Origin of the sequence: Microbacterium resistens (genome assembly GCF_031456305.1) — a bacterium.
Taxonomy (GTDB): domain Bacteria; phylum Actinomycetota; class Actinomycetes; order Actinomycetales; family Microbacteriaceae; genus Microbacterium; species Microbacterium resistens_A.
In genome coordinates this window covers 70,359-95,585 of sequence record NZ_JAVDUM010000008.1, presented here as the reverse complement: position 1 = coordinate 95,585, position 25,227 = coordinate 70,359, and the positions used below count along the sequence as shown (strand labels likewise).

Sequence of the window (25,227 nt, the reverse complement as noted above, 5' to 3'; positions counted from 1 at the left end):
CCCCTTGGCACTCATCACTCTCACTGAGGCTCTCGATGCCGCCCGCTCAGGCGGTTACGGCGTCGGCGCGTTCAACGTCACGGACCTCGCGCAAGCCGAGGCGGTGCTGGACGCCGCCGCGGAGACCGATTCCCCGGTCATCGTCCAGACGATCGCGGGATCCTCCGCCCACGGAAGGGACGAGCTGTATTGGAAGGCGCTCGTCGGCCTCGTCGCCGAGTACGCGGATGTCCCCGTCGTGCTCCACCTCGATCACGGAGCGAGCTTCGACGACTGCGTCCGGGCGATCGGCGCGGGCTTCACAAGCGTGATGATCGACGGGAGCATGCGATCCGACCATGTCACACCAGCCACCTTCGAGGAGAACGTCGCGGTGACGCGCCGGGTCGTGCAGTACGCCCATGAGCGAGGCGTCTCAGTCGAGGGCGAGCTCGGAACGATCGGCGGTTCGGAGGACGGAGGCGCCAGCATCAAGAAGATCGTTCTCGCCGACCCGGACGACGCCGAACGGTTCGTCGCCGAGACCGGGGTGGACGCGCTCGCCGTGGCGATCGGCACCTCCCACGGCGCCTACAAGTTCACCAGCCCGCCCGACGGGACGGTCCTGCGGATGGACCTCATCTCCGAGATCGCAGAACGGATCCCCCACACCCACCTCGTCATGCACGGCTCCTCCTCCCTGCCCGCCGCGCTGCGTGAGACGATCAACGCGCACGGCGGTAGGCTTCCGGAGTCCTGGGGCGTCCCCGAGGCGGAGAAGGCTCGTTCGACCACGCTCGGCATCCGCAAGATCAACCAGGGCATGGACTCGCACATGGCGTACAGCGCGGCGGTGCGCACGTACCTCGACGAAGACGGCATCGGAGTGGACCCCGCCCTCTACGGCTCCCGTGGCCGGGTAGCCATGCAGGAGATCGTCGCCGACCGCATGCAGGTGTTCGGCCAGGCCGGACAGGCCTATCGGCACCGGAGCTGAGAGCCGGTGTCCCTCCCCGCGGGGAGGGACACCGTCACGGCCGAGGGACAGCACGCCGTCGGCGAGCGGACATCGTCCAAAGGGTTGACATCCGGCTCCATCGAATTCGCGATGGCCCGCGGGGCCGTTCCTGATGGAGTCGATGACATGGCAGATCCTCGCGCCCGCAGACCCTTCCCCGACCGGCTGACCTCGCGCGGCGGCGCGTGGATCTCGCTCGGCGTCGCCCTCCTCGTCATGGTGGCGCTCTTCGGTGCCTTCGGCTCCGCGAAGGCACCGGCACGGAACGCACAGGCGCCGGCGGGCTCGGAGTCGATGCAGACGAGCGCGCTGATGGAGCAGTTCCCGAACGCGGATCGCCAGTCGGTGCTGGTGGTCGCGTCGCGGGACGACGGCGACGCCCTCTCGAACGCGCAGATCGAGGAGCTGAAGGGGCTCCTGCCCGTCCTGGACTCCCGTGCGGACGCCCCGTCGTCCGGCCCCCTGGTGAGCGACGACGGGAAGGCCGCGATGCTCGTCACACCGATCGAGGTGGGCGAGAGCAACACGGACACGGCGGAGGCCATCGCCGCGCTGCGCTCCGACATCGCCGCGCACGCGCCCGACGCTCTGACGCTGCAGGTCACCGGCGGCCCGGCGTTCGGCGCGGACGTGGCGTCATCGTTCGAGGGCGCCGACTTCACCCTGCTGCTGGTGACGATCCTGATCGTGGCCCTGCTGCTGATCCTCACCTATCGGTCGCCGGTGCTGTGGCTGGTCCCGCTAACCGTCGTCGCCCTGGCGGACGGGCTCGCGGGGCGCATGACTGCCGCGGCGGGCTCCCTGTGGGGCCTGCAGTTCGACGCGGGGATCATCAGCGTCCTGGTCTTCGGCGCCGGGACGAACTACGCGCTGCTGCTGATCTCCCGCTACCGGGAGGAGCTGCTCGTCGTCGAGGACCACCGGCAGGCGTTGAGCACGGCCTGGCGCAGGACGGCTCCGGCGATCCTCGCGTCCAACGTGACCGTGGTGCTGGCCCTGCTCACTCTGGTGCTCGCCGTGATCCCCGGCACGCACGGGCTCGGGGTCTCCTCGGCGATCGGCCTGCTGATCGCGCTGGCGGCGGTGCTGTTCGTGCTGCCCCCGTTCCTCGCGGTGTGCGGCCGCGCCGTGTTCTGGCCCTTCGTGCCGCGCCCGGGAGACGCACGGGAGCAGGGGCGCGCATGGCGCTCGATCGCGTCGCGCGTCGTGAGGCGCCCCGCCGTGAGCCTGCTCGCGGGAGCCGCGCTGCTGGCCGTGATGGCCGCCGGGCTGTTCGGAACGTCGATCGGGCTCGATCAGAGCGAGAGGTTCCGGGTGCAGTCCGAGTCGGCGGCGGGCCTGGAGGTCCTCTCCGCCCACTTCCCGCCGGGAGAGGCGCAGCCGGTCTTCATCGTCGCCGACAGCGCGGAGGCGGACGCCGTCGTCACCGCGGCGGAGGACGTCGAGGGCGTCGTCCGGGTGCAGCCGATCGGAACCACCGACGACGGGTCGCTGACGAAGATCATGGTGACCGGCGAGTACGCGCCGAGCACCGCGCAGAGCCTGCACCAGATCGCCGAGCTGCGCGACGCCGTCCACGCGGTCCCTGACGCGGACGCGGTCGTCGGCGGAGCGGTCGCGACCGACCTTGACGCGCGCGACGGCAATCAGCGCGATCTCCTGCTGATCGCCCCGCTGGTGCTCGCCGTCAGCTTCCTCGTCCTCCTCGTGCTGCTGCGCTCGATCGTCGCCCCCGTGCTCCTGCTGCTGGTGAACCTCACGAGCGCCGTCGCCGCGATCGGTGCCGGCGCGTGGCTGAGCCGGGTGCTGTTCGGACAGCACGCGCTGGACCTGCAGGTGCCCCTCCTCGCGTTCCTGTTCCTCGTGGCGCTCGGCGTCGACTACACGATCTTCCTCGTGCACCGCGCGCGCTCGGAGGCAGCGGACCACGGCACACGAGCGCGAATGGTCGAGGCCGTCGCCCACACCGGCAGCGTCATCACGAGCGCCGGCATCGTGCTCGCCGCCGTGTTCGCCGCGCTCGGCGTGCTCCCGCTGGTGACGCTGGGACAGCTCGGCCTGATCGTCGGCGTCGGGGTGATCGTGGACGCGCTCGTGGTGCGGACCGTGATCGTGCCTGCGATCTTCGCACTCGTGGGCGACCGGATCTGGTGGCCGGGCTCGCTGCCGGCGGCGAGGAGGACGGCGGAGAGCGCAGCGAAGAGGGCGGAGTTCCGTGAGAGTCGGCGATGATCGCGTATGCCTTGCGTGAGGAGCCCGTCGCCGGCTCCCCCGCCGGGCGTAGATCTGAAGGCATGACACTCACGTCCCTCCTCCCCACCCTCCGCGAGTCGATCCCCAGCCCCTTCCGCAGCGGCCTCTGGCCCGTGGGCGCCGTCGCGAGCACGCACGACGTCACGATCACCGGCGTCTCGCTGCTGCGCTTCGTGGAGCTCTGCGCGACCCCGTGCGTCACGACGGGGCCGGCAGTGATCCCCCTCTCCGGCGGCATCCCCTCCTCGACCGAGTGGACCAGCGCCGTTGTCGTGTCCGTCGTCGCGGCGACCGACGACGGCGTCCGGACGCTCACCATCGACGCATCGCTCGCCGCCGTGCCGCACGACGGCGGCGAGCTGCGGATGATCGGCCGGATCTCCCACGCGCCCGATCGCGTCTGGGTCGTCCGCGACGCGAACGGCGACCGCGTCGCACTGGACGCGCCGACGCTGCCCGCCGACCTCCGCCCGGGCGATCTCCTCGCGCTGCCCTGTCGCGGGGCCGTCGCCCTGGGCGACATCCGCCCCGGATCATCGGGGAGATAGAGACCGGCCGCGACGGCGCGGAGGAGCCGGGGATGGCCTCGCTCCTCCACGCCGACGTAGGGTGTACCCGTTGTCACCTTCAGAGGAAGCGGGAACGATGTCGGCGTTGCAGAGGATCATGGACCAGCACGTCGCGCAGGGAACGGCCCCCGGCATCGTGGTCGCGGACGGCGATGCGGCTGGTCGGCTGGAGATCCTGTCCGCCGGTGATCTCCGGCCCGACGCCATCGTGCGCATCCAGTCGATGACCAAGCCCGTGCTCGCCGTCGCAACGCTGCGCCTCGTGCAGAACGGCATCCTCGACCTCGATGCCCCGGTCCAGGAGTGGCTCCCGGAGCTGAGCGACCGCCGCGTCCTGCGCACACCCGGGTCGCCCCTGGACGACGTCGTCCCCGCGGACTCCCCGATCACCGTGCGGCATCTGCTCACCAACACCTCGGGGTACGGGATGACCACCGTTCCGTGCCCGCTGCAGGAGGCGATGATCGGCAACCTCACCCAGGCGAGCCAGGACCCCCTCGCGCTCGGCGCCCAGGAGTGGCTGGACGCGCTCGCCTCACTGCCGCTGATGTTCGAGCCCGGCACGGGGTGGCGTTACCACCACTCCTTCGGGATCCTCGGGATCCTCCTCGCCCGCGTCGTGGACAGGCCGCTGCAGGACCACCTCGTCGCCGACCTGTTCGGCCCGCTGGGGATGATCGACACCGGGTACTCCGTCCCGCAGGAACAGACGCACCGGCTCCCCGCCGCCCTCCGTCACGACGGAGCGGGCGGACTGATCGAGGTCGAGCCCGCGGGGGCGGGCCTCTCGGTAGCTCCCCCGCCGTTCGATCTCAGCCACGGCGAGCTCGTCTCGACAGCCGCCGACTACGCGGCCTTCGCCCGCATGCTCGCGAACGGCGGGACGCATGGCGGGGAGGCCATTCTTCGCGCCGACCTGCTGGAGCAGCTGCGCACCGACCGGATCCCCGCGGCGGTCAAGACGCCGGACAGCTTCTTCCCCGGTTTCTGGGACGGCACGGGCTGGGGCTACGGGGTGGCCGTGCAGACCGCCGGGCCGCACCGCGGACGGTACGGGTGGTCCGGCGGTCTCGGCACCGACCTGTTCGTCGATCCCGACGGCTCGTACCGCGTGGTGATGACCCAGGTCGAGATGGGTCCCGAGGTCATGGGCCTCTTCGCCGCTCTCGCCTGATCCATCCGCCACGCCAGAGACCGTCTCGGCCTCGCTACCTCGCGGGGTGCTCCCGCGTCGCCTCGTTCTCGGCAACGTCGATCCTGGTGCGCGATCGCAGCAGCGTCAGGAGCGGGAGCAGCAGCACCACCAAGATCACACGGGCGCACCAGAGGGCGGCCGTGCTTTCCACGACGTATCGCCCATCGAGTCCGAGAAGCGCGGACAGAGCGGCAAAGCTGCCGACGGGGCCGGGCGGCAATCCGGACACCGCCATCGCGCCGACGATGCCGAAGACGGATACGAGCAGGAGGTAGGACCCGATGATGATCAGGTTCGCCGCGTCGCGGAACCGACCGCGCACCATCAGAAGCAGTGAGCGTCCGATGAGCTCGAGAGGCACCAGGACGAACAGCGCGACGAGAACCGATCCGATCGAGGCGGCGTACGAGATGAGGAGCCACAAGAGCACGGCGAGAGCCGGGGACACCTCGTCATCGGAAAGTGCCGGTGCGATCCACCAGACGCCGAGGATCGTTGAGGCGAGCGGGACGAGAAGCAGATACCGCGGAAAAGCGATAACGGAGCCGATACGCCAAAGGCCGAATCCGTATCGGACGTTGAAAGCTCCGAGAATCACCTGCGTCGCCAGAATCGTCCAGGCGAAGGTGTCCGAATACGTGAGCACGCCGACGCCGAGAAGCAGAGTAACCGCGACCGTGGCCACCGCGAACCACATGTCGACCTGGATCGCATTCGCTCGATGATCCGGTCGTACGTCATCAGACTGCGACATGGTTCCCACCGAGGTCAGAGAGTGGACGGGTTGTTGTTCTACGGCTGTGTCGATCGACGTGACCGGCGGGTGACGATGACGATCACGATGACGGCAGCGACGATGATGACGAGCAGGCCGATGCCTCCGCCGACGAGCCAGGGAATGACGGCCTGTAGTGAAACACCGGAGTCGGCGGTCTCGTTCGTGGTCGGTTCGGGTGCAGGTGTCGTCTCTGGCGGCGGAGTCTCTCCACCAGCGGCAGCAGCGGCGACCTCTGCGGCGGTCGGGACGCCCAAGGGTTTGTCCATCAACGGGTTCTCATCCGGCAGGGTTGTCGGATCGGTCGCCAACAGGTTCCGCAGCGACACCGCGCCGTACCCGTATCCGCCGGTCTCATCGCGTGGCTCACCGAGCTTGGCCTGCGCGGTGGAGGAGATCAGCGCCTGGATCAGCTGGTTGCCTGTCGCTGCCGGATACTTCTGGGCGAGCAGCGCCAGCGAACCCGCCACCAGCGGCGTGGAGTTCGACGAGCCCGTCGTCATCGAATAGCCATCCCAGTCGTTGGGGTTGCCGATGCCCAGGAAGCCGATTCCGGGAGCCACCACCGTGACACTCGGAACGATCACCGGGGTGACCCCGTCCGGATCCGTCTGCTGCGCTCCGTCACGACCGACCGCCGCCGTCGAGACGACGCCGTTGTAGGTGTGCGGCGACACGAGGTGCGTCTCCACGTTGTGGTTGGGGGACGAGGTGACGATGACCACGCCCTTCGCGAGGGCCTCCGCCATGACGGCGGCATCGGCTTCCGGGGCTTCACTCTGTCCCATCGACACCGATACGATCCGGTTGCCGTCGCGGACGGCCCGCAGCACGGCGTCCATGATGCTGGTGCGCCCTTCCGGACCGTCGACGCACTTCTCCGGACCGGCCGAGTAGAAGGTGACGTCGGCATCCGGAGCGATGCCCTGCATCGGATACTCTCCGACCGGTCGCGCGACGAGCAGGGCCGTCATGTTGGTGCCGTGGCGGGCAGGTGCCGTCGACACCGCGGACACGGGGCTCCCGCCGGTCACACAGCTCGTTTCCGGGCTCACCGTGAGGTTCGCGCCCTGGAACGGTCCGAGGTCGGGGTTGATCGCCGTGTCGACCACGGCGATCTTCACCCCCGCCCCCGTGAGGCCCTCGGCGCGCGCCTCATCGACGTGCATGCCGCTGTACCACCAATTGGGATCCTCCTCGGCAGCCTGCACCGGAGACACCGCTGTGAGGATCAACGCGATGCCCGTGAGAGCGACTGCGGCCAGACGGGCTGTTCGCTTGATCATGAAGGAGCCTCTCGAAAAGTCAATCTGTCAGCACGCTGAGTCTCTTGTCGATGGCAGCATATAAGAGCCCGACCGACCCGGTTCCGCTCCGTCCGCCCATGCCGCAGGGGCATTCTGTCAGTCGCCGCGTGTACGCGTGAGTCCCGACGATCCTGCCTGCGGCGCCGGCTTCGAGGCAGTCGCCGCAGTGCGGTCACGACCACGCCGATCCGCTGACCCGGTCGAAGCTATGCATCAGCTCGGAATAGGGTGGAAGGCAACCATGTCTGTCGCGACCGGCAGCCATATCCATCCATGCAGAGACCGGAGAGCTCACCTTGAACAAGGCAACCCTGACCCGCATCGGCGGCCTCGCCGCAGCGATCGCCCTCACTGCCACCATGACCGCCTGCGCGGGCGGCCAGAGCGTGGCCGACGCGTGCGAGATCGCCAACACGGAGATGAACAAGGCCACCTCGAGCATCTCGAGCGACGTCAACTCGGCCATCCAGAAGGCCACCGAGGGCGAGAAGGTCGACTTCGCCGCCATCTTCGCCCCCGTGCAGAAGGGTCTCGACGAGGCCGGCAAGAAGGTCACCAACGAGTCGGTGAAGGCACCGCTCACGGCCTTCGCGACCGAGTTCAACGGCTTCGTCAAGGTCTTCGACGGCTTCGAGATGCCCGACCTGAAGAACCTCGACGCGACCGACCCGGCCGCGATGGACAAGCTCAAGGAGGCCCAGGACAAGGCCGAGAAGATCTCGACCGAGGCTCAGGGCGCCAGCACCAAGCTCATGGAACAGAGCAAGAACCTGCAGGACGTCTGCAACAAGGGCTGATCGGCAACTGCCCTCGTGCCGCCGACCCGATACCGTCGCCGACCTGCGGGCCATCCGGGCAGTCGGGCCCGCTCGCTGAGAGGCGGACGAGAGATGACGACATCGACGGTCACGTATCGGGTGATTCTCGGCTCTCTCATCCGAGAAGGATGAGAGAGCCGAGGCGGGGACTCCTCAGCGGAGACGCGGGCGGCCCGACCGCCGGGTCGGCCAGAGCCTAGAACCGGGTGATGACCGAGCGGATGACCTCGCCGCGCTTCAGCGCCTCGTACGCCTCGTCGATCTGATCGATCGAGATCTCCTGGCTGACGAGACCGTCGAGGTTCAGCCTGCCCTGCATGTAGAGGTCGGCATACATCGGGATGTCGCGCTTGAGGTTCGTCGAGCCCATGACGACGCCCTCCACGCTCGAGTGGCGGGTGAGCGCGGGGACCGAGCTGTCGAGCGTGACGGTCGTGCCGGGCTTGGCCATCCCGATGAAGTAGGAGTGTCCGCCTGGCCGGGGCATGGCGACGACCTGCTCCTGCGTCGCGGCGAGTCCGATGACCTCGAAGGCGTGGTCCACCCCGCCGTCCGTGAGGCGGAGCACCTCGGCGACCGGGTCCACCCGGCGGGAGTTGATGACGTCCGTCGCACCGAAGCTCTTGGCGGCCTCGAGCTTGCCGTCCTCGATGTCGATGGCGATGACCCGCGACGCGCCCGCGATCAACGCTCCGGAGATCGCGTTGAGGCCCACTCCCCCGGTGCCGACGACGGCCACGGTGTCGCCGACGCGGACGCCCGCGGAGTTGATGGCGGCCCCCGCGCCTGTGGCGACGGCGCAGCCGATGATCGCGGCCTGCGCGAACGGGATGTCCTTGCGCACCACGGCGAGCTGGTTCTCGTGCACGAGCGCCTGCTCCGCGAACCCGCCGAGTCCGAACGACTGACCCAGGTCGCTGCCGTCCGCGTTGCGGAGGCGTGAGCCCTCCCCCTCGCCACGGAGCGTCGCGGTGGGGTTGGGGCACTCATACGTGCGCCCGGAGAGGCATGAGGTGCAGGCGCCGCAGAACTGGATGAGACAGCCGACGACGTGATCACCGACGGCGATCGCGCTCACATCGGGGCCGATCGCCGTCACGATCCCCGCGATCTCGTGCCCGAGGACGGACGGGAGGCGGAAGCCGAAGTCGTTCTCGACGATGTGGAGATCGGAATGGCACAGTCCCGATGCCTTGACGTCGATCAGGACCTCCCGTCCGATCGGGACGTCGATCTCGACGTCCTTGGTCGTGAAGCCCTGCCCGACGCCCGTGGCGACAGCTGCTCGCATGATCAGCACCTTTGCTCTCATTACGCTGCGCGGCGGACGACCCGCCCCGCAGGCCGTGCGCCCGTCGAACGCGGATCGTCGCGCCCTCATCATGACCGTGAGCGGTTGGCCTGCGCCCAGCCTAGCCATTAATAGACAGATGTCTAGAAAATTCGTAGGAGAGAATCGAGGGCATGACCCCTTCGAGCGCCCCCGCCAGACGCGACGCCAGCCGGGTGTCGCGGGACGCGAGGTCGGAGCGGACGCGCAGTCGCCTCGAGGCGGGCCTGACCGCCGCCCTCCAGGAGACGGACGACCCGTCGGTCGGGCTCGTCTGCGAACGCGCGCGCGTCGCGCGCAGCACCTTCTACACGCACTTCGCCTCGCTCGACGATCTCGCCGAGAGCCTCCTCGGCGAGATCTTCGACACCCTCTTCGCGCTGGACGTGACCCGGCGACGCGCGGGAGCGCTGACGCGGGCGGAGATCTACGACATCGGACTCGCCGCCCTCGTCGACGCGGTCATGGGCAAGCGGGAGATCTTCCTCTGGGCGTTCGGCGAGACGTCCCAGACGACCGGGCGGCTCCTCACCCGGCTCACGAAGGACCTCCGCGACACGATCCGCGCCGAGCGCGGCGACGCCTCGGAGAGCTTCCTCGACATCGCCGGCGACTACATCGCCGCCGGCTTCGTCTACGCGATCGCCCGCTGGATGGAGGGGCACGGCGGCCGCGACGCCCCCGAGATCACCGCCGCCGACCGTGCCGAGCTCCTCAGCTCCATACGGGAGCTCTCGCCGAGCTGGTTCCTCGCGTAGCTGCCCGCGAGGCACGGACTCCGGTGATCCTGATGCCTCAGTATGATGGATTCATCAAGTCACCATTCTCGGTGACGCATCGACGACGGCTGAGGGGTTCCGCATGGGCTTGGGAGAGGACGAGCGACCGCTGTACGAGATCAAGGCGAACCTGTTCAAAGGCCTCGCCCATCCGTATCGGATCCGTGTGCTCGAGATCCTCGCCGGCGGTCGGGAGACGCCCGTCTCCGACCTGATCACGGAGACCGGCCTCGAGGCGTCGCATCTCTCCCAGCACCTGTCCGTGCTGCGCCGCTACGGGCTGGTCGTCTCCGAGCGGCGGGCGAGCGTCGTCTACTACCGCTTGGCCTTCCCGCAGGTCGCCGACCTGTTGCGGGTGGCGCGCCAGCTCCTCGCGGAGCTGCTGCAGGACTCGCAGAGGCATCATGCCTCAGCCCTGACCCTCCCCGCGATCGCGTCCGAGCGATGAGCGCCGCGTCATGGTCACTGCGATCGCTGCTGCCCCGCTCCGCCGACTACAGGGGGCTTCGCCGCAGCTGGCGCCGTGACGTGGTCTCCGGCGTCACGGTCGGGATCGTCGCGCTTCCCCTGGCCCTGGCGTTCGGGGTGAGCTCCGGCGTCGGAGCCGAGGCCGGCCTCATCACCGCGATCGTCGCCGGCCTCGTCGCCGCCGTCTTCGGCGGCTCGAACGTCCAGGTCTCGGGACCCACCGGCGCGATGGCAGTGGTGCTCGCCCCGATCGTGGTCAGCCACGGCGTCGGCTCCGTCGTGGTCATCAGCATCATCGCGGGCCTCATCGTCCTCATCGCCGGCGTACTGCGTCTCGGGCGCACGGTGAGCGCCATCCCCTGGCCGGTGATCGAGGGGTTCACGGTCGGGATCGGCGTGATCATCTTCCTCCAGCAGGTGCCCGCCGCCGTGGGGGTCGGCGGGGCCGGGCACAGCACCAACGCCGTCATCGCAGCCATCGAGTCCGTGACGGCGGCGACCTGGCCCTCAGCACTCATCCCCCTCGCGGTCGTGGCCCTCGTCGCCGTCGTCATGCTGGCTCTGGGTCGGATCAGCGGCCGGCTGCCGGCGTCCTTCCTCGCGATCGCCGTCGCGACGGTCGGCGCCTCTCTTCTGAGCCTGCCGCTGGACAGGATCGGGGAGCTGCCCCATTCGCTGCCGCTCCCCGCGTTCCCCGCGATCGCCGTCGACACCCTGCCGAGCCTGATCGGACCGGCGTTCGCCGTCGCGGCATTGGCCGCGATCGAGTCCCTGCTCTCGGCCAGGGTCGCGGCGTCGATGTCGGACACCGGGCCGGTCGACGCCGACCGTGAGCTGCTCGGTCAGGGACTCGCTTCGGTGGCGTCGGGGCTCTTCGGAGGAATGCCCGCCACCGGCGCGATCGCTCGGACCGCGGTCAACGTGCGATCCGGCGCAAGGACGCGAGCGTCCGCGATCGTGCACTCGCTCGCGCTTCTCGCCGTCGTCTACCTGGCCGCGAACGTCGTCTCGGTGATCCCGCTGGCCGCGCTCTCCGGAGTCCTCATGGTCACGGCGACCAGGATGGTCTCCCCCGCCGTCGTCGGGCAGGTGCTGCGGTCCTCCCGCTCCGATGCGATCGTGTTCGTGGTCACCGCGATCATCACCGTGAGCTTCGACCTCATCATCGCCGTCGGGATCGGCATCGCGGTCGCGGCGTTCTTCGCGCTGCGCGCCCTCAGCGCCGCGAGCGGCGTGCATCGGGAGGAGCTGCCCGGCCCGCCCGTGCCCGGCGACGAGAGGATCGCCCTCTTCCGGATCGACGGGTCGCTGTTCTTCGGCGCCGCCGAGCGGATCCTCGACCGCATCGACACGCACGAGGGCATCGAGGCGGTGATCCTCCGTCTGTCGCAGCTGCACCTCATCGACGCCACCGGAGCGCACACCCTCACCGAACTCGTGACGACGCTGGAACGGCGCGGAGTCACGGTCCTCATCAAGGGCATCAGGCCGGAGCACCTCCCCATCGTGGAGCGGCTCGGCGTGATCGAGTCCCTCCGGCACCCCCATCACCTCTTCGACGAGCTCGCACCGGCCATCGCGCACGCCCGATCCCACATCAGCCGGACGGCCGCGGCCAGAGGGTGAGCACCGGCGACGGCCGCCCTCCCCGCGGTGGCCCGCCGATCCGCGTCGGCCGCCCGGCGTCGTTCCGGGTAAGGGCGTCGTCGTTCCGGGCGAGCGCTCAGGCGGTGAGGGCTCAGGCGGCGAGGACGCCGGCGATCCGCCGGACCCCCTCGGCGATCTGAGCCGGGGCGGCCGCACCGTAGGAGAAGCGGAGGAACGGCGCCGGCGGCTCGTTGACGAAGAAGTGACGCCCGTCCCCGATGAGGACTCCCACGTCGTACGCGGCCGCGCAGACCTCGCGGGTGTCAGCGTCCAGGGGCAGCCGCGCCCAGAGGTGGATGCCACCACGGGGCGTTGCGGGGACGTGGACGCCGGGGAGCATGGCCGTGATCGCGGAGACCAGGGCGTCGCGCCGCGTCGCGAGCTCGGTGCGCAGTCGCCTGAGGTGCCGCGGCCAGACGGGGGACGTGAGGAGGCTGTGCGCGATCTCCTGCACCATCGGGGCGACGCAGAGGTCGTCGGCGGTGCGGGAGCCTCGAAGCCGTTCGCCCGCCGGGCCGCGCGCGATGATCGCGCCGACCCTGAGCCCGGGAGAGGCGGGTTTCGACAGGGTGGCGACGGTGACGACGTGTCCGTGCGGGTCCTCCGTGATGAGCGGAGGCGGCACGGCCCCGTCGACACCGAGATGCCTGGCCCAGTCGTCCTCGATGATGAAGGCGCCGTGCCGAGCCGCGAGCTCCAGGACCTGTGCCCGCCGTTCTGCGCTCAGCACCGCCCCGGTGGGGTTCGCGTAGCTCGGCTGGAGATAGACGATGCGGGCACGCGTTCGCTCGAGCTCATCGGCGAGACGGTCCACCATGATCCCGTCCCTGTCGGCGGGCACGGACGCGAGCGTGAGACCGGCGCTCTGCGCGGCGACGATCGCCCCCGGGTAGCTCGGGCTCTCGGTGATCACCGTCGAGCCGGGTTCGGCGAGGGTGCGCATCGCGAAGACGAGACCCTGTTGCCCTCCGGAGACGACGAGCACGTCGCTCGGATCGACCCGGTACTCCGACGCCAGGACGCGCCGGAGCTCAGGCGACCCCGCCGGCGGGGTCATCATCCACGCCCGGCTGCTCTTCGCGGCGCGCGCGCCGATGCGATGCAGCTCCTCGCTCGGCAGCAGCTCCGGCGCGAGGTAGCCCCACGACAGAGGGATGTGCTCGGCCGTGCCATAGCCCCCGAGGCGTGAGGCCCTGTCGACGTCGACACGGGAGGGACCGAGCGCCTGTGACTGCCAGGCGAAGTCCGGTTCAGGTGTGTTCTCACGGCGAGCGACGAACGTGCCGCGACCGGGTTCCGCGCGGACCAGGCCCAGGGCGCTCAGCTCTGCGAGCGCGGCCGAGACGGTGGCGGCGCTCGCATGGAACTCCGCGGACGTCTCCCGCACACCGGGCAGCCTCGTCCCCACCGGCAGGGTCCGGATCCGCCGCTGCAGGCGTGCTGCGATCTCAGCCGCTCTGTTATCATCGGACATGAAACTAGTAGATAACGTTATTGTCGATTTGGCAAGCCCGTTACGCACCCGCCTCGGCGGGGAGCCGATCCGTTCGGTGGCGTGGACATGAGCCGGGGGCTCATCGCGCTCCGGGATGTGTCCGCCTCCGCCATCGTCGCGGGATTCCTCTCGGCGGTCATCAACTTCGCGGGACCGTTCCTGATCGTCCTCGAAGCGACCCGGGCGGCCGGTCTGAACGAGGCGCAGACGGCGTCCTGGGTATGGGCGCTGTCGATCGGGAACGGCGTATGCAGCATCGTGCTGAGCCTCGTGACCCGCATCCCGGTGATCGTGGCATGGTCGACCCCGGGAGCGGCGCTGCTGATCGCATCGCTCGGCGGGTTCTCGTTCGCCGAGGCGGTCGGGGCGTTCCTTGTCGCATCGGCCGCCGCGGCGGTGGTCGGCTACACGGGATGGTTCGGGTGGCTGCTCTCCAAGGTCCCCGCCCCCGTCCTGCAGGCCCTGCTCGCCGGGATCCTGCTGCCGTTCATCGTGACGGCGGCGGGAGCTTTCGCCAGCGCCCCTCTGATCGCGGGGGCCATCGTCATCGCCTTCTTCCTCGGCAAGCGCTTCTTCGATCGCTTCGCGGTCCTCGCCGCGCTGATCGCGGGCTTGTTCGCGACCTGGGCGACCGGCTCGTTCCGCGAGATCGCCCCCTCCCTCACCCTGGGCGGTCCCGTGTTCACCATGCCGACGCTGACCCCGGCGGCGCTCGTGAGCATCGCGCTGCCCCTGTTCATCGTCACGATGGCTTCGCAGAACGCACCGGGGCTGGCGCTCCTGCAGTCCCAGGGGTACCGGCCGAACGACCGGCTCCTGGTGGGCACCATCTCCACGGTGTCGGCGCTACTCGCGCCGTTCGGAGCCCACGGCATCAACCTGGGAGCGATCACCGCGGCGATCGCGATCGGCCCCGAGTCGCACCCGGATCGGACGAGACGCTATGTCGCCGGCCTCTCGGGCGGCGCGACCTATCTGATGGTCGGCTCGTTCGGCGGCGCGCTCGTCGCCGGCTTCCAGGCGATCCCGGCCGAGACCGTCTCAGTGGTCGCCGCCGTGGCGCTCCTGGGCTCGTCGCTCACCGCGCTCTCGGGCGCGATGAGCGGTGACGCCCGCAGCGGGGTCGCCGCCCTCATCACCCTCGCGGTGACCATGTCCGGTGTCGTGATCCTCGGCGTCGGCGCTGCGTTCTGGGGTCTCCTCACCGGTGCGGCCGCTTTCCTGATGCTCACCCCACGCCGCGCCTCCGCTCCACGAGGGGCCGCCGGAGGCCAGGTGCCCCTCGCCGCGAAGCGAGGATGAGCACGAGCCTGCGCGGAGGCCGGCACGGATCATGCCGCCGTGTCGGGCGCAGGTGAGGAGCCGGCGCGGTCCGGGCGATCGAGTGCGGGACGGATGACGGTCCGGAACAGCTCCGCCCGGTCCGCCCGGTCCGCCTCACGGCCGTTGACCAGGGGGAAGAAGGCGAGATCCGTGAGGATCACGGACGCCAGGCGGTGGAACAGCGCCGGGTCCCGCACGATCTCGCCGCGGTCGGCCGCCGCGTGGAACACGGAGGACAGCTGGTCCACGAACGGCGCGATGATCTCGTCACGCAGGGCGGCACCGAACTCGGGATCGGCCGACGCCGCGTGCATCAGCATGAAGCCCATGCGCACGTCGCGATCCGACAGGAGATCAGTCCGGGCCAGCCGCGCGAACGCCTCGTCGAGCGACACCGTCTCGACATCCTCGAACAGGGGCGGATGCCGGGCGTCACCGGTCGTCAGAGCCGCCATCACCAGACCCGGCTTGCCGCCCCACTGCCGATAGAGCGTGGCCTTGCTCGTCCGGGCGCGGGCCGCCACCGCATCCAGGGTGAGCCGTTCGTACCCCACCTCCAGGAGCAGCTCATGGACGATGCCGAACACCTCGGCCAGGCGCTCGGACGACATCCTCGAACGGGACGGAGGGTTGTTCGACATATGTTAAGTGTACGATACCGTTTCGTACGATTCAATCCGAGGAACGGAGCCCTATGAGAGTCCTGATGTTCGGCCGCGGCGTGATCGCGACCCTTTACGGCTGGGCTCTCGAGCGGGCGGGCCACCATGTCGAGTTCTACGTCCGCCCCGGTCGCGCGGCGGACTACGGCGAGACGGTCGACCTCGACGTCATCGACGCGCGGCGGAGGATCCGGGGGCAGCAGGTCCGCGAGGAGTGGCCGGTGCGGTACCGCGAGTCGCTGGAGGACGATCACGACTTCGACCTGATCGTCCTCAGCGTGGGCCACCACCGCCTCACGGAGGCCGCCGAGTTCCTCGCCCCGCGCATCGGCGACGCCACCGTCCTCGTGTTCGGCAACGTGTGGTCGGAGCCCCTGGACGCGGTCCGCCCTCTCCCCGCCGACCGGCTCGCCTGGGGCTTCCCCCAGGCCGGTGGCGGCTTCGGCGCGGACGGATCGCTCCGCGGGATGCTGCTGCCCTCCGTCCTGTTCGGCACCATGGGCGGGCCGGCCGTCGGACGCGAAGAGGACGTGCGGCGGATGTTCGGCGAGGCCGGATTCGCGCTGCGGGAACAGCCCGACCTCCGCGAGTGGCTCTGGATCCACTTCGCCGCCGATGCGGGCATGCACTCTCAAGGGCTGAAGGCCGGATCGTTGTCTGGAATGGTCGGCTCGCCCCGCCGCTTCCGCGAGGCGCTGCTCACCACCCGCGAGCTTCTGCCGCTGCTGGAGGCACGCGGCGTCGACCTCCGTCTGCACCGCCGGAGCACCCTGCTCTTCCGTGCCCCCGCATCACTGACGTCCGCCGCCCTCGCCGGCGCGACCGCGTACGTTCCTCTCGCCGCCCGCTCGCTCAGCGCGCACGACGACCCCCGCGCGGAGGAACCGCGCGCCGTCTGCCGGGACGCGCTCGCCGAGGCGCAGCGCCTCGGCATCGCCGCGCCGCGACTGGAGGCGGCGGCACCGCTCTTCGCCTCCGCGGGGAGCGGGGCAGACGGTCGGCCCGACCGGCCTCAGGGCCGCGTATGAGGTCGCCTGCCACTTCGCCGAGGAGATCGCGTCGGACCCCGTCCGGGCCTGACTCGTCAGGGGTTCGGCCGTCAGGTCTGAACCGAAGGAGGCCGGCCGTCGCGCGGTCCCGGGTCCATCCTGTGTCGGAGACGGCCGTCAGTCGTCCTCGGGCGGGATCCGGCCGGATCCGAGCGGGTCCAGCATGACGGTGTACGCATCACCGAGCGCCTCCTGGACTCGGCGCCGCAGCCGCTCACCCTCGAGCAGGTGGGCCTCGCGCACATCAGGGGACGACCACCCGAACTCCTCGTCGAACTCGCGATTGAACTCCCTCGCCCAGGCCAGGATCTCCTCGACCAGCACCGAGTCCAGTCTGTCCAGCCCGAACTCGTAGTCTCCCCCGGCCCGAACAGGCCACCCCGTGTAGGGAATCCCCAGCTCGACCGCGGTCCTCTTCATCGAGACGATCGTAGTCGGCCCGGCGCCGCACCCCCGTGTCCCCTTTTCCGTGGCCTGTGTCCCCATTTCCGGGACCCGTGTCCCACTTTCGGTCGCTCCCGCGGATCTGAACAACAGAAAGGGGGACGCACTACTCGGCGGGCGGTGCGGGGTCCGGGGCGGAGGCGGAGGGGTCCTCCTGGATGTGGATGCGCGTCCCGGTGCGGTCGAACAGGCTGAGGACCTCCGCGGGGCCACCCCCTGTCGCCCCGAACCAGTGCGGGACGCGGGTGTCGAACTCGGCGACCTCACCGGACCCGAGGACGAGATCGCGTTTGCCGACGATCAGGCGGACGCTCCCGGTGAGCACGTACATCCACTCCGAGCCGTCGTGCACGCGCATCTCGCCGAGGCCCTCCTCAACGGGCATGACGATCTTCCACGCCTGCACGCCGCCGGCGCTGCGGGTCAGCGGGATCACGATGCGGCCGTTGCGGCTTCGCGGCCGCAACTGCACGCGCGGATCCCCGAACTCCGGTGCGCCCACCAGATCGTCCAGACTGAGCCGGTACGCGCGCGCCAGCGGAAAGAGCAGTTCAAGGCTGGGACGACGCTGCCCGCTCTCCAGACGCGAGATCGTGCTCGCGGACGTGCCCACCATCTCCGCGACCTCCGCGAGGGTGAGACCACGGCGGGACCGGATCTGCTGCAGTCGCGCTCCGATCCCATCCAGTGCCGTCGCGAGCTCTGACGTCGTGTCCATGCCTCCAGCCCAGCACGAGTTTGCGATAACCGCAAACCAGCTTGCAGACCGGAACCCGACTGAGGAGGCTGGTGCACATGACTCCTGAACAGTTCGATGTCGCGATCATCGGCGGAGGCGCCGCCGGCCTGAGCGCCGCCTTGGTCCTCGGTCGATCCCGCCGGTCGGTCGTCGTGATCGATGCGGGCGCGCCGCGCAACGGCCCCGCCTCGCACATGCACGGCTTCCTGTCCCGCGACGGCTTCTCCCCCGCCGATCTGCTGCGCCTCGGCAGAGAAGAGGTCGCCGCGTACGGCGCCCGGCTCCTCCCCGAGACGGCCACGACGGCCCGCGGGAATGCGGAGGACGGGTTCACGATCACGGTCGGCGACGGCACCCAGATCGCTGCCCGCAGGATCATCCTCGCCACCGGCGTCGAGGACCGGCTCCCCACGGTTCCCGGTGCCCGCGAAGCATGGGGGCGCTTCCTGCTCCACTGCCCGTACTGCCACGGCCACGAGGTCCGAGATCGGCCGCTCGCGGTCTTCGGCGGGGTGCCCGGCGCGGTCGCGCAGGCACTCCTGATCCGCCAATGGTCCTCTGAGCTGACCTACCTCACCAACGGCTCGACCCTCACGGAGGAGGAGTCGCGCAGACTCCTCGCCCGCGGGATACGCGTCCGCGACGGGAGGATCGTCGCCCTCCTCGTCGACGGCGACCGCTTCGACGGCGTCCGCCTCGACGACGGGACCACCGTCTCCGCCGAGGCCGTGTTCATCCGCCCGGTGGCACGACCGCGCACCGACCTGATCGCAGCGCTCGGCGGCACACCGGATCCTGACGGGATGGCACACATCGATCCCACCGGCCGCACCCGGGTTCCCGGCGTCTGGGTCACCGGGAACCTCGTCGACCCCCGCGCCCAGGTCATCACCGCGGCCGGACACGCCAACGCCGTCGCCATGGACGTCAACGCCGACCTCGTCGACGAGGACGTCCGTGCCGCCCTGCTTACCCTGCCCACCCATGACGAAGACGACCGAAGGACACATCCGTGAGCAATGACACCCGCCCCACCGGCATGAAGCCGCCCAGCCAGCACGAGCTCGCCCTCATGATCTGGCTCGCTGTGGCCCCCACCCTGCTGATCATCAACATCGTCCTCGGACCGCTGCTCGCCGACGTGCAGGTCGTGCCCCGCACCCTGATCATGGTCACGATCGCCGTCCCGATCGTGGTCTACGGCCTCATGCCGCTCCTGCACAGGCTCCGCCGGAGGATCCACGCCCGACGCGCCGCCCGCTCGTGATGGCCATCCGTTCCTCATAGCCGCCCGCTCGCGGCAAGAGCCGTTGGCGGAGGGGTCGCGCCCGCTCCGCCAACGGCGCACTGGAGAAGTCAGGCGTCGAGGGTGGACGCCCTCACCACGAGCTGAGGCCGGAAGCGCCGGTGCTCACGCTCCGGCAGGCCGCCCTGGTCGTGCACGAGCAGATCCACGGCGCTGGATCCGATGAGCGCGGCGGGCTGGCGAACAGAGCTCAGCGGCACCACGGCGGCCGCGGCGAAGTCGATGTCGTCATAGCCGATCAGCGCGATGTCCTCGGGAACGCGGATGCCGTGCGCCATCACGAGGCGCTGCAGGATCCCGAGCGCAAGCATGTCGTTCGCCGCGAAGATCGCATCCGGCCGATCCCGCACCGGACGCTCGAGGATCTGCTGCGCTGCACGCCGCCCCTCCTCCACGGTGAGCGCCCCCGTCGGGATGGTCTCGAGCCCGCCCCCGGCCTGGGCGACCTCCTCCTGTGCCCCGCGCAGACGATCGGACACCTGACGGAGCGAGAGCGGGCCACCGACGAAGGCGACCCGACGACGCCCGAGGGAGAGCAGGTGTCTCATCGCGATGCGCCCGCCCTCGACGTCGTCGACCGACACGGATGCGAAGCGCCCGTCCCGCGACTCCCGGTCGACGAGCACCACGGGCGTCCCCCGCTCCTGCATCCGCTCCAACCGGGGCGACGACTCGCCCACCGGGGTCACCAGCACACCGGCGACCCGTTGCTCCTCGAACAGATCGAGGTGCCTCGCCTCCCGCTCCCGCCCGTCGTCGCTGTTCGCGATCAGGACGGAGAGGCCGTGCCCCTCGGCGCACTCCTCGGCGCCGCGGGCGACGTCGGCGAAGAACGGGTTCCCGATGTCGAGCACGACCAGTCCGATGGTTCGGCTGCGTCCGGCCCTGAGCTGTCTGGCGGCGTCGTTCCGCACGAAGCCGAGGCGTGCGATCGTCGCCTGCACGAGGGCGACGGTCTCCGGCGAGACCTTCTCCGGGCGGTTCAGCACGTTCGAGACGGTGCCGACGGACACGCCCGCGGCCTCCGCCACATCCCGCACGCTGGCAGCCATGCCCCTCCATCCCCATCATCGATCCGACCCGGCGGACCGGTTCGCGCGGTGTCTTGACAGCTCTTCCGCTCGTCTCCTACCGTAGTCTCCAAGAGAATTGAATCGATTCATTCTCTCGCTCAGGACACACCCTGAGCCTCCGGCATCGGCACCGACGAAAGCACGGCACGCATCATGACCACGCTCTCCCCCGACGTCCTCGCCATCCTCGCGCAACAGGAGATCGAGCTCCCCTCGTGGGCGTTCGGCAACTCCGGGACGCGCTTCAAGGTGTTCGGCACGCCGGGCACGCCCCGCGATCCCTATGAGAAGATCGCCGACGCCGCGCAGGTGCATGCGCACACCGCGCTCGCCCCGACGGTCGCCTTGCACATCCCGTGGGACCTCGTGGACTCGTTCGCGGACCTTCGCCGGCATGCCGAGGATCACGGAGTACGGCTGGGCACGGTCAACTCCAACACGTTCCAGGACGACGACTACAAGTTCGGCGCTCTGACCCACGAGGACGCCTCGATCCGCCGGAAGGCGATCGACCATCACCTCGCCTGCATCGACGTGATGGATGCGACCGGCAGTCGCGACCTGAAGATCTGGCTCGCCGAGGGGTCGAACTACCCCGGGCAGGCCGATCTCCGCGGGCGCCAGGATCGGCTGCAGGATTCGCTGCAGGAGATCTATGCGCGCCTCGGCGACGACCAGCGCCTGGTGCTGGAGTACAAGTTCTTCGAGCCCGCTTTCTACCACACCGACGTCCCGGACTGGGGCACGTCCTACGCCCAGGTGAGCGCGCTCGGCGACAGGGCGATGGTGTGCCTGGACACCGGCCATCACGCCCCGGGCACGAACATCGAGTTCATCGTCATGCAGCTGCTGCGCCTCGGCAGGCTCGGCTCGTTCGACTTCAACTCCCGCTTCTACGCGGACGACGACCTCATCGTCGGCGCCGCCGATCCGTTCCAGCTGTTCCGGATCCTCTTCGAGGTGATCCGCGGCGGCGGTCTGGGCAGCCCCGACGTGGCGTTCATGCTCGACCAGTGCCACAACGTCGAGGACAAGATCCCCGGGCAGATCCGCTCGGTGCTGAACGTGCAAGAGATGACGGCCCGCGCGCTGCTCGTCGACAGGGATGCCCTCGGTGCGGCCCAGAGGTCCGGGGACGTGCTCGCGGCCAACGCCGTGTTCATGGACGCGTTCTACACCGACGTCCGCCCGGCTCTCGCGGAGTGGCGCGAGTCCCGCGGCCTCGACGGCGACCCGATGGCGGCGTACGCGGCGTCCGGCTATCCGCAGAGGATCGCCGCCGATCGCGCCGGCGGCGTCCAGGCCGGATGGGGCGCGTGACGAACCCCGCCGCCGCGCGCCGAGAACGCGGTCGCCTCCCTCCCGCGAGCACGCCCGGAGTGCGGACCGTCGCTGCGGTGGACCTCGGCGCCACGAGCGGACGGGTGATGATCGGCCGCATAGGTCCTGACCGGCTGGAGCTGGAGCTCGTCACGCGCTTCCCGAACGGCGCGGTGGAACGGGCGGACGGATGGCACTGGGACATCGATGCCCTCTTCGGGCATGTGATCGACGGGCTCGCCGAGGCCGTCCGCCGGGCGCCGGAGATCGAGAGCATCGGCATCGACTCCTGGGCCGTGGACTACGGGCTGCTCCGCGACGGCGTCCTGCTCGGCGAGCCGTTCCACTACCGGGATGCCCGCACCGCGCGAGGCGTCGAGGCCGTGCACGACCTGATCCCCTTCCCCGAGCTGTACGCCCGGAACGGTCTGCAGTTCCTCCCCTTCACCACGCTCTACCAGTTCGGCGCCGACGAGCGCCTGGCGGAAACGCGCACAGGCACAGGCCCGGAAGCGGACATGGTGCTGCTCATCCCCGACCTCCTGGCGCACCGGCTCACCGGGGCGGTCTTCGTGGAGCGCACGAACGCCTCCACGACGGGCCTCCTCGACGTGCGGACGCGGGAGTGGGACGAGGAGCTCGCCCGGCTTCTCGGCATCCGCCTCTCGGTGCTGCCGCCGCTCGTCGACCCCGGGACCGTGCTCGGCCGACTCCTCCCGGACTTGGCCGAGCGGATCGGCGCGGACCTCCCGGTGATCGCGGTCGGCTCGCACGACACGGCCTCCGCCGTCGTCGCGGCCCCGCTCGCGTCCCCGGCCGCCGCATACATCTCGTGCGGGACGTGGGGGCTGGTGGGCGTCGAGATCGACGCGCCGATGCTCACCGATCCCGCCCGCGAGGCGAACATGACGCACGAGCTCGGCGTCGACGGCCGGATCCGCTTCCTGCACAACGTCACCGGCCTCTGGCTGCTCAGCGAGACCGTGCGGGCCTGGGAGGAGGACGGCGGGACGATCGACCTGCCCGCCCTGCTGGCGGACGCGGCCGCGATCACCGGCCCCTTCCCCGTCTTCGACGCGAGCGCCCCCTCGCTCGGCGCCCCCGGAGACATGCCCGCACGGATCGCCGCCGTGCTGCGCGCGCAGGGCGCAGAGCCCCCCGTCGACCGCGCCACGTTCGTCCGCAGCATCGTGGAGAGCATCGCGGCGGCCTTCGCACACACCCTCGCGACGATCGAGTCGCTCACCGGGCGGGCGATCGACACGGTCCATCTCGTCGGCGGCGGCGCGCTGAACGCGCTGCTGTGCCAGGCCACGGCGGATCGATCCGGCATTCCGCTGCTGGCCGGACCTGTCGAGGCGACAGCACTCGGCAACGTCCTCGTCCAGGCGCGCGCCCTCGACGAGTCGGACGCGACGTTGGAAGATCTCCGGGCTCTGGTGTCCGCCACCTCCGCACCCGTCCGCTTCGATCCGCGCTGAGGCGTGCCGGCGGCATGCAGATCAGAGCGAGATGATGCCCAGTTCGGTGGCGCGAAGGACGATCTGGAGGCGGTTCTCGACGTTCCACTGGTGGTTGATGCGGCGGATGTCGGCTTTGACGGTTCCCTCGGCGTAATGCAGGGCTTCGGCAATCTCAGCGTTGGAGAACCCCTTGGCGATCAGCTCGATGATCTGCCGTTCACGGTCGCTGAGCGCCGGCGCCTCCAAGACCCGGACATCGCCCGCCTCGACGGCGGCCCGCACGAATCTCTCCTGCACTTCGGACGAGACCACACGATCCCCGGCATGCGCTGCGACGATGGCCTCGACGATCTGTTCCGGGGTGGAGTGTTTCACCAGGTACCCGCACGCTCCCGCCCGCAGAGCTTCAAGCGCCCGCCACTCGGTGGTGAACGTCGTCAACACCAGAACTCGGCAGCGGGGGTTCCACTCATGCAGGCGCCGGGTCGCTTCGACACCGCTGACCTCACGCATCTTGATATCCATGAGCACGACGTCCGGGTTCGTGGACTTACAGGTCTCGACGACTTCCGAGCCGTCCGTCGCCTCACCCACAAGCAAGACGCGAGAATCACCCGCGATGAAGGCACGGAGCGCGTGCCGCACCAGAGCATCGTCGTCTACGACGAGAACGCGGACAACTTCACTCATTCTTGTACGGTATCGCGGGGATGCGCCTCCATCTCTGGCCCTGGGACCATGTTTCATCGCTCTGAGAACCACGGCTCGTAGAGTGATGGAGCAGCCAAGGGACCGATCGATGACGATTCGAGGACCGCCTTGATGAGCATCTCGAGCAGAGGAGACCAGCGTGGGACTAGTCAGCATGTACGGCATTGGAAACGTCGCCCAGTGGGCTGTGGGAACCAACCTGGACTTCGGAGATTGGCTCTGCAAGGTGCTGGGCATCTGTGCCTGAACGCCTCCGGGGCACCATCGGCGGGCAAGAGCAGGTGTTGGCCGCGCGGACCTCCATCGGGAAGATGCTGCGTTCTCGTGCGTTCTGGAGGCAACGCTCGCCTCACCCCGTCGCACGCCTTTTCCTGATCTTGGTCGTGGCGGTGCTGCTAGCCATAGCCATCGGCTTCATCGTAGCCAGCGGGAAGTTCACCCGGCACGATCTGCTCGCCGTCACGTTCTACCTTGGACTCGCAGCGTTCGCTTGGCACCCGATGACTGCAGCGTTCATGGTGATGCTCATCAGCAGTGTGGGGGTTGTCTTCGCTGGTAGCGGCGGTGATCTCCTCGAACTCGCGGTCGCGGTCAGCCTGGTGGCGGCGACGTGCGGACCGTCGGTGATCATCGCCTACGTCACACTTCTTGGGCTGCTTACGACATATCTCGTCGTCAGCGGACCGACGCTGGCCGAGGGTGGTGTGTACGGCATCGCAGGCATCGCAGCGATCGCTTTCCTGGCTGGAGTCGCGTTCCGCCTGGTCGCAGCACGCGAGACGGTCCTTGTCGCCGAGCGAGCACGCGTGACGAAGGTCCTCGAAGCAATAGCGAAGGAGGATCAGGAGCGGATCGCCGATGAGCTGCACGACGGGATCGCACATGACCTGACCCTCATCCTGTTCCACGCTCGCGCTCTGCCGCGGCAGCCTGACGACGCAGCTCGGCAGGTGTCTCTCACGACGATCGAGGGATCTGCCGAGCGGGCTCTTCAGAGCATTCAATCCCTGTTGTCGCTAATGCGGGACACGACGCCCGAAGGGCTCCGCACTCACTCGGCCCGATACGACGGGAACATCCTCGACGTGGTTTCCTCGCTGGGATCGCTGCTCAAAGACGCCGGAATCCCTACGGTCGTGTCGACGCCGAATATCCCGCTCAACGTTGCACCCGTTGCCGAACGCGTCCTCACTGAATCAGCCATCGAAGCCGTGACCAACATCATCAAGCACGCTCCGAAGTCGCAATCGGCGAGCATCGAAGTTCGTGGGCACCCCGACAACATTGGACTGATCGTGAGAAACACCGCCACAGCAAACCCCACCAGCGGCGAAGGTGCCACAGGTGGGCGAGGTTTGAAACGCGCCAGACAGCGTCTTGCTCAACAAGGCGGGATTCTGGAGGCGGGACAGGCCTCCGACGGTTGGACCCTCCTGGCGACGGTTCCCGTGGAGGGAACAAAGGGTCCTTGAGCGACGGGTCCCCATTGAATGCCCTGCTATCT

General features: G+C 69.5%; 24 protein-coding genes. 15 read left to right on the top strand and 9 right to left on the bottom strand.

Annotated elements, in window-relative coordinates:
- The first annotated feature begins 4 nt into the window (after positions 1-4).
- From J2Y69_RS10205 to J2Y69_RS10190, 4 genes are all read left to right on the top strand, one after another.
- Entirely contained in the window at positions 5-976 is a 972-nt protein-coding gene (locus J2Y69_RS10205) for a ketose-bisphosphate aldolase (protein ID WP_310020244.1), read from the top strand.
- Between the two features lie 147 nt (positions 977-1,123).
- A complete protein-coding gene (locus J2Y69_RS10200; RefSeq protein ID WP_310020242.1) occupies positions 1,124-3,229 on the top strand; it encodes an MMPL family transporter in 2,106 nt (701 codons plus the stop codon).
- Between the two features lie 62 nt (positions 3,230-3,291).
- Positions 3,292-3,798 carry a hypothetical protein gene (locus J2Y69_RS10195; RefSeq protein ID WP_310020240.1) on the top strand — a complete coding sequence of 169 codons (507 nt, stop codon included), beginning with the start codon at positions 3,292-3,294 and terminating at the stop codon, positions 3,796-3,798.
- A gap of 118 nt (positions 3,799-3,916) precedes the next feature.
- Complete coding sequence (locus tag J2Y69_RS10190) at positions 3,917-4,993, top strand: serine hydrolase domain-containing protein (RefSeq protein WP_310020239.1); 1,077 nt, start codon at positions 3,917-3,919, stop codon at positions 4,991-4,993.
- 34 nt (positions 4,994-5,027) lie between these two features.
- On the opposite strand, the gene J2Y69_RS10185 is transcribed toward J2Y69_RS10190, so the two are convergent.
- Together J2Y69_RS10185 and J2Y69_RS10180 are read right to left on the bottom strand one after the other, a co-directional pair.
- Complete coding sequence (locus J2Y69_RS10185; protein ID WP_310020237.1) at positions 5,028-5,768, bottom strand: hypothetical protein; 741 nt, start codon at positions 5,766-5,768, stop codon at positions 5,028-5,030.
- Positions 5,769-5,806: 38 nt separating this feature from the next.
- The gene (locus J2Y69_RS10180) at positions 5,807-7,075 is read right to left on the bottom strand and encodes a S8 family peptidase (protein WP_310020235.1); all 1,269 of its coding nucleotides are present in this window, start codon (positions 7,073-7,075) and stop codon (positions 5,807-5,809) included.
- Between the two features lie 317 nt (positions 7,076-7,392).
- Between J2Y69_RS10180 and J2Y69_RS10175 the strand changes: the two genes are divergently transcribed.
- On the top strand, positions 7,393-7,893 hold the full coding sequence (locus J2Y69_RS10175) for a hypothetical protein (protein WP_310020233.1): 501 nt from the start codon (positions 7,393-7,395) through the stop codon (positions 7,891-7,893).
- A gap of 217 nt (positions 7,894-8,110) precedes the next feature.
- On the opposite strand, the gene J2Y69_RS10170 is transcribed toward J2Y69_RS10175, so the two are convergent.
- Entirely contained in the window at positions 8,111-9,205 is a 1,095-nt protein-coding gene (locus J2Y69_RS10170; RefSeq protein ID WP_310020232.1) for a zinc-binding dehydrogenase, read from the bottom strand.
- Between the two features lie 173 nt (positions 9,206-9,378).
- Between J2Y69_RS10170 and J2Y69_RS10165 the strand changes: the two genes are divergently transcribed.
- The 3 genes from J2Y69_RS10165 to J2Y69_RS10155 all read left to right on the top strand — a co-directional run bounded on the left by J2Y69_RS10165 (position 9,379) and on the right by J2Y69_RS10155 (position 12,117).
- On the top strand, positions 9,379-10,002 hold the full coding sequence (locus J2Y69_RS10165; RefSeq protein WP_310020229.1) for a TetR/AcrR family transcriptional regulator: 624 nt from the start codon (positions 9,379-9,381) through the stop codon (positions 10,000-10,002).
- A 103-nt stretch (positions 10,003-10,105) separates the two neighbouring features.
- Positions 10,106-10,471: an ArsR/SmtB family transcription factor gene (locus J2Y69_RS10160; RefSeq protein ID WP_310020227.1), complete on the top strand. Its 366-nt coding sequence runs from the start codon at positions 10,106-10,108 to the stop codon at positions 10,469-10,471.
- Positions 10,468-12,117, top strand: a complete 1,650-nt coding sequence (locus J2Y69_RS10155) for a SulP family inorganic anion transporter (RefSeq protein WP_310020226.1) — start codon at positions 10,468-10,470, stop codon at positions 12,115-12,117. Before J2Y69_RS10160 ends, J2Y69_RS10155 begins: the two co-directional genes overlap by 4 nt.
- Positions 12,118-12,229: 112 nt before the next feature.
- Here the strand turns inward: J2Y69_RS10155 and J2Y69_RS10150 are convergent, their stop codons facing one another.
- The gene (locus J2Y69_RS10150) at positions 12,230-13,612 is read right to left on the bottom strand and encodes an aminotransferase-like domain-containing protein (RefSeq protein WP_310020224.1); all 1,383 of its coding nucleotides are present in this window, start codon (positions 13,610-13,612) and stop codon (positions 12,230-12,232) included.
- 87 nt (positions 13,613-13,699) lie between these two features.
- Between J2Y69_RS10150 and J2Y69_RS10145 the strand changes: the two genes are divergently transcribed.
- Entirely contained in the window at positions 13,700-14,935 is a 1,236-nt protein-coding gene (locus tag J2Y69_RS10145) for a benzoate/H(+) symporter BenE family transporter (protein ID WP_310020222.1), read from the top strand.
- A 29-nt stretch (positions 14,936-14,964) separates the two neighbouring features.
- Here the strand turns inward: J2Y69_RS10145 and J2Y69_RS10140 are convergent, their stop codons facing one another.
- A complete protein-coding gene (locus tag J2Y69_RS10140) occupies positions 14,965-15,597 on the bottom strand; it encodes a TetR/AcrR family transcriptional regulator (RefSeq protein WP_310020220.1) in 633 nt (210 codons plus the stop codon).
- Between the two features lie 53 nt (positions 15,598-15,650).
- Here J2Y69_RS10140 and J2Y69_RS10135 point away from each other — a divergent pair, with 53 nt between their 5' ends.
- On the top strand, positions 15,651-16,646 hold the full coding sequence (locus J2Y69_RS10135) for a ketopantoate reductase family protein (protein WP_310020218.1): 996 nt from the start codon (positions 15,651-15,653) through the stop codon (positions 16,644-16,646).
- Between the two features lie 138 nt (positions 16,647-16,784).
- On the opposite strand, the gene J2Y69_RS10130 is transcribed toward J2Y69_RS10135, so the two are convergent.
- Together J2Y69_RS10130 and J2Y69_RS10125 are read right to left on the bottom strand one after the other, a co-directional pair.
- Positions 16,785-17,087, bottom strand: coding sequence for a hypothetical protein (locus tag J2Y69_RS10130; RefSeq protein WP_310020216.1), 303 nt, complete (start codon positions 17,085-17,087; stop codon positions 16,785-16,787).
- 130 nt (positions 17,088-17,217) lie between these two features.
- Positions 17,218-17,829 (bottom strand): helix-turn-helix domain-containing protein, encoded by a 612-nt coding sequence (locus J2Y69_RS10125; protein ID WP_310020214.1) that lies wholly within the window; start codon positions 17,827-17,829, stop codon positions 17,218-17,220.
- Between the two features lie 77 nt (positions 17,830-17,906).
- Here J2Y69_RS10125 and J2Y69_RS10120 point away from each other — a divergent pair, with 77 nt between their 5' ends.
- Complete coding sequence (locus J2Y69_RS10120) at positions 17,907-18,866, top strand: NAD(P)/FAD-dependent oxidoreductase (RefSeq protein WP_310020213.1); 960 nt, start codon at positions 17,907-17,909, stop codon at positions 18,864-18,866.
- Positions 18,863-19,117, top strand: a complete 255-nt coding sequence (locus tag J2Y69_RS10115; RefSeq protein ID WP_310020211.1) for a putative antibiotic biosynthesis monooxygenase — start codon at positions 18,863-18,865, stop codon at positions 19,115-19,117. Before J2Y69_RS10120 ends, J2Y69_RS10115 begins: the two co-directional genes overlap by 4 nt.
- A gap of 89 nt (positions 19,118-19,206) precedes the next feature.
- On the opposite strand, the gene J2Y69_RS10110 is transcribed toward J2Y69_RS10115, so the two are convergent.
- On the bottom strand, positions 19,207-20,208 hold the full coding sequence (locus J2Y69_RS10110) for a LacI family DNA-binding transcriptional regulator (protein WP_310020209.1): 1,002 nt from the start codon (positions 20,206-20,208) through the stop codon (positions 19,207-19,209).
- Between the two features lie 174 nt (positions 20,209-20,382).
- Between J2Y69_RS10110 and rhaI the strand changes: the two genes are divergently transcribed.
- Together rhaI and J2Y69_RS10100 are read left to right on the top strand one after the other, a co-directional pair.
- Positions 20,383-21,549 (top strand): L-rhamnose isomerase, encoded by a 1,167-nt coding sequence (gene rhaI / locus J2Y69_RS10105; protein WP_310020207.1) that lies wholly within the window; start codon positions 20,383-20,385, stop codon positions 21,547-21,549.
- A 107-nt stretch (positions 21,550-21,656) separates the two neighbouring features.
- On the top strand, positions 21,657-23,030 hold the full coding sequence (locus J2Y69_RS10100) for a rhamnulokinase family protein (RefSeq protein WP_396653081.1): 1,374 nt from the start codon (positions 21,657-21,659) through the stop codon (positions 23,028-23,030).
- A gap of 21 nt (positions 23,031-23,051) precedes the next feature.
- Here J2Y69_RS10100 and J2Y69_RS10095 read toward each other — a convergent pair whose 3' ends face one another.
- On the bottom strand, positions 23,052-23,702 hold the full coding sequence (locus J2Y69_RS10095) for a response regulator transcription factor (RefSeq protein ID WP_310020205.1): 651 nt from the start codon (positions 23,700-23,702) through the stop codon (positions 23,052-23,054).
- A 260-nt stretch (positions 23,703-23,962) separates the two neighbouring features.
- On the opposite strand from J2Y69_RS10095, the gene J2Y69_RS10090 reads away from it, so the two are divergent.
- Complete coding sequence (locus tag J2Y69_RS10090; RefSeq protein ID WP_310020203.1) at positions 23,963-25,195, top strand: sensor histidine kinase; 1,233 nt, start codon at positions 23,963-23,965, stop codon at positions 25,193-25,195.
- Positions 25,196-25,227 lie beyond the last annotated feature (32 nt).

Bases quoted from the DNA above. Each gene is read 5' to 3' on its own strand.
- J2Y69_RS10195 (WP_310020240.1), top strand. From the start codon at position 3,292: ATGACACTCACGTCCCTCCTCCCCACCCTCCGCGAGTCGATCCCCAGC.
- J2Y69_RS10185 (WP_310020237.1), bottom strand. From the start codon at position 5,768: ATGTCGCAGTCTGATGACGTACGACCGGATCATCGAGCGAATGCGATC.
- J2Y69_RS10150 (WP_310020224.1), bottom strand. From the start codon at position 13,612: ATGTCCGATGATAACAGAGCGGCTGAGATCGCAGCACGCCTGCAGCGG.
- J2Y69_RS10135 (WP_310020218.1), top strand. From the start codon at position 15,651: ATGAGAGTCCTGATGTTCGGCCGCGGCGTGATCGCGACCCTTTACGGC.
- rhaI (WP_310020207.1), top strand. From the start codon at position 20,383: ATGACCACGCTCTCCCCCGACGTCCTCGCCATCCTCGCGCAACAGGAG.
- J2Y69_RS10145 (WP_310020222.1), top strand. From the start codon at position 13,700: ATGAGCCGGGGGCTCATCGCGCTCCGGGATGTGTCCGCCTCCGCCATC.
- J2Y69_RS10095 (WP_310020205.1), bottom strand. From the start codon at position 23,702: ATGAGTGAAGTTGTCCGCGTTCTCGTCGTAGACGACGATGCTCTGGTG.
- J2Y69_RS10180 (WP_310020235.1), bottom strand. From the start codon at position 7,075: ATGATCAAGCGAACAGCCCGTCTGGCCGCAGTCGCTCTCACGGGCATC.
- J2Y69_RS10155 (WP_310020226.1), top strand. From the start codon at position 10,468: ATGAGCGCCGCGTCATGGTCACTGCGATCGCTGCTGCCCCGCTCCGCC.
- J2Y69_RS10190 (WP_310020239.1), top strand. From the start codon at position 3,917: ATGGACCAGCACGTCGCGCAGGGAACGGCCCCCGGCATCGTGGTCGCG.
- J2Y69_RS10170 (WP_310020232.1), bottom strand. From the start codon at position 9,205: ATGCGAGCAGCTGTCGCCACGGGCGTCGGGCAGGGCTTCACGACCAAG.
- J2Y69_RS10200 (WP_310020242.1), top strand. From the start codon at position 1,124: ATGGCAGATCCTCGCGCCCGCAGACCCTTCCCCGACCGGCTGACCTCG.
- J2Y69_RS10125 (WP_310020214.1), bottom strand. From the start codon at position 17,829: ATGGACACGACGTCAGAGCTCGCGACGGCACTGGATGGGATCGGAGCG.
- J2Y69_RS10165 (WP_310020229.1), top strand. From the start codon at position 9,379: ATGACCCCTTCGAGCGCCCCCGCCAGACGCGACGCCAGCCGGGTGTCG.
- J2Y69_RS10130 (WP_310020216.1), bottom strand. From the start codon at position 17,087: ATGAAGAGGACCGCGGTCGAGCTGGGGATTCCCTACACGGGGTGGCCT.
- J2Y69_RS10140 (WP_310020220.1), bottom strand. From the start codon at position 15,597: ATGTCGAACAACCCTCCGTCCCGTTCGAGGATGTCGTCCGAGCGCCTG.
- J2Y69_RS10160 (WP_310020227.1), top strand. From the start codon at position 10,106: ATGGGCTTGGGAGAGGACGAGCGACCGCTGTACGAGATCAAGGCGAAC.
- J2Y69_RS10100 (WP_396653081.1), top strand. From the start codon at position 21,657: ATGATCGGCCGCATAGGTCCTGACCGGCTGGAGCTGGAGCTCGTCACG.
- J2Y69_RS10120 (WP_310020213.1), top strand. From the start codon at position 17,907: ATGACTCCTGAACAGTTCGATGTCGCGATCATCGGCGGAGGCGCCGCC.
- J2Y69_RS10110 (WP_310020209.1), bottom strand. From the start codon at position 20,208: ATGGCTGCCAGCGTGCGGGATGTGGCGGAGGCCGCGGGCGTGTCCGTC.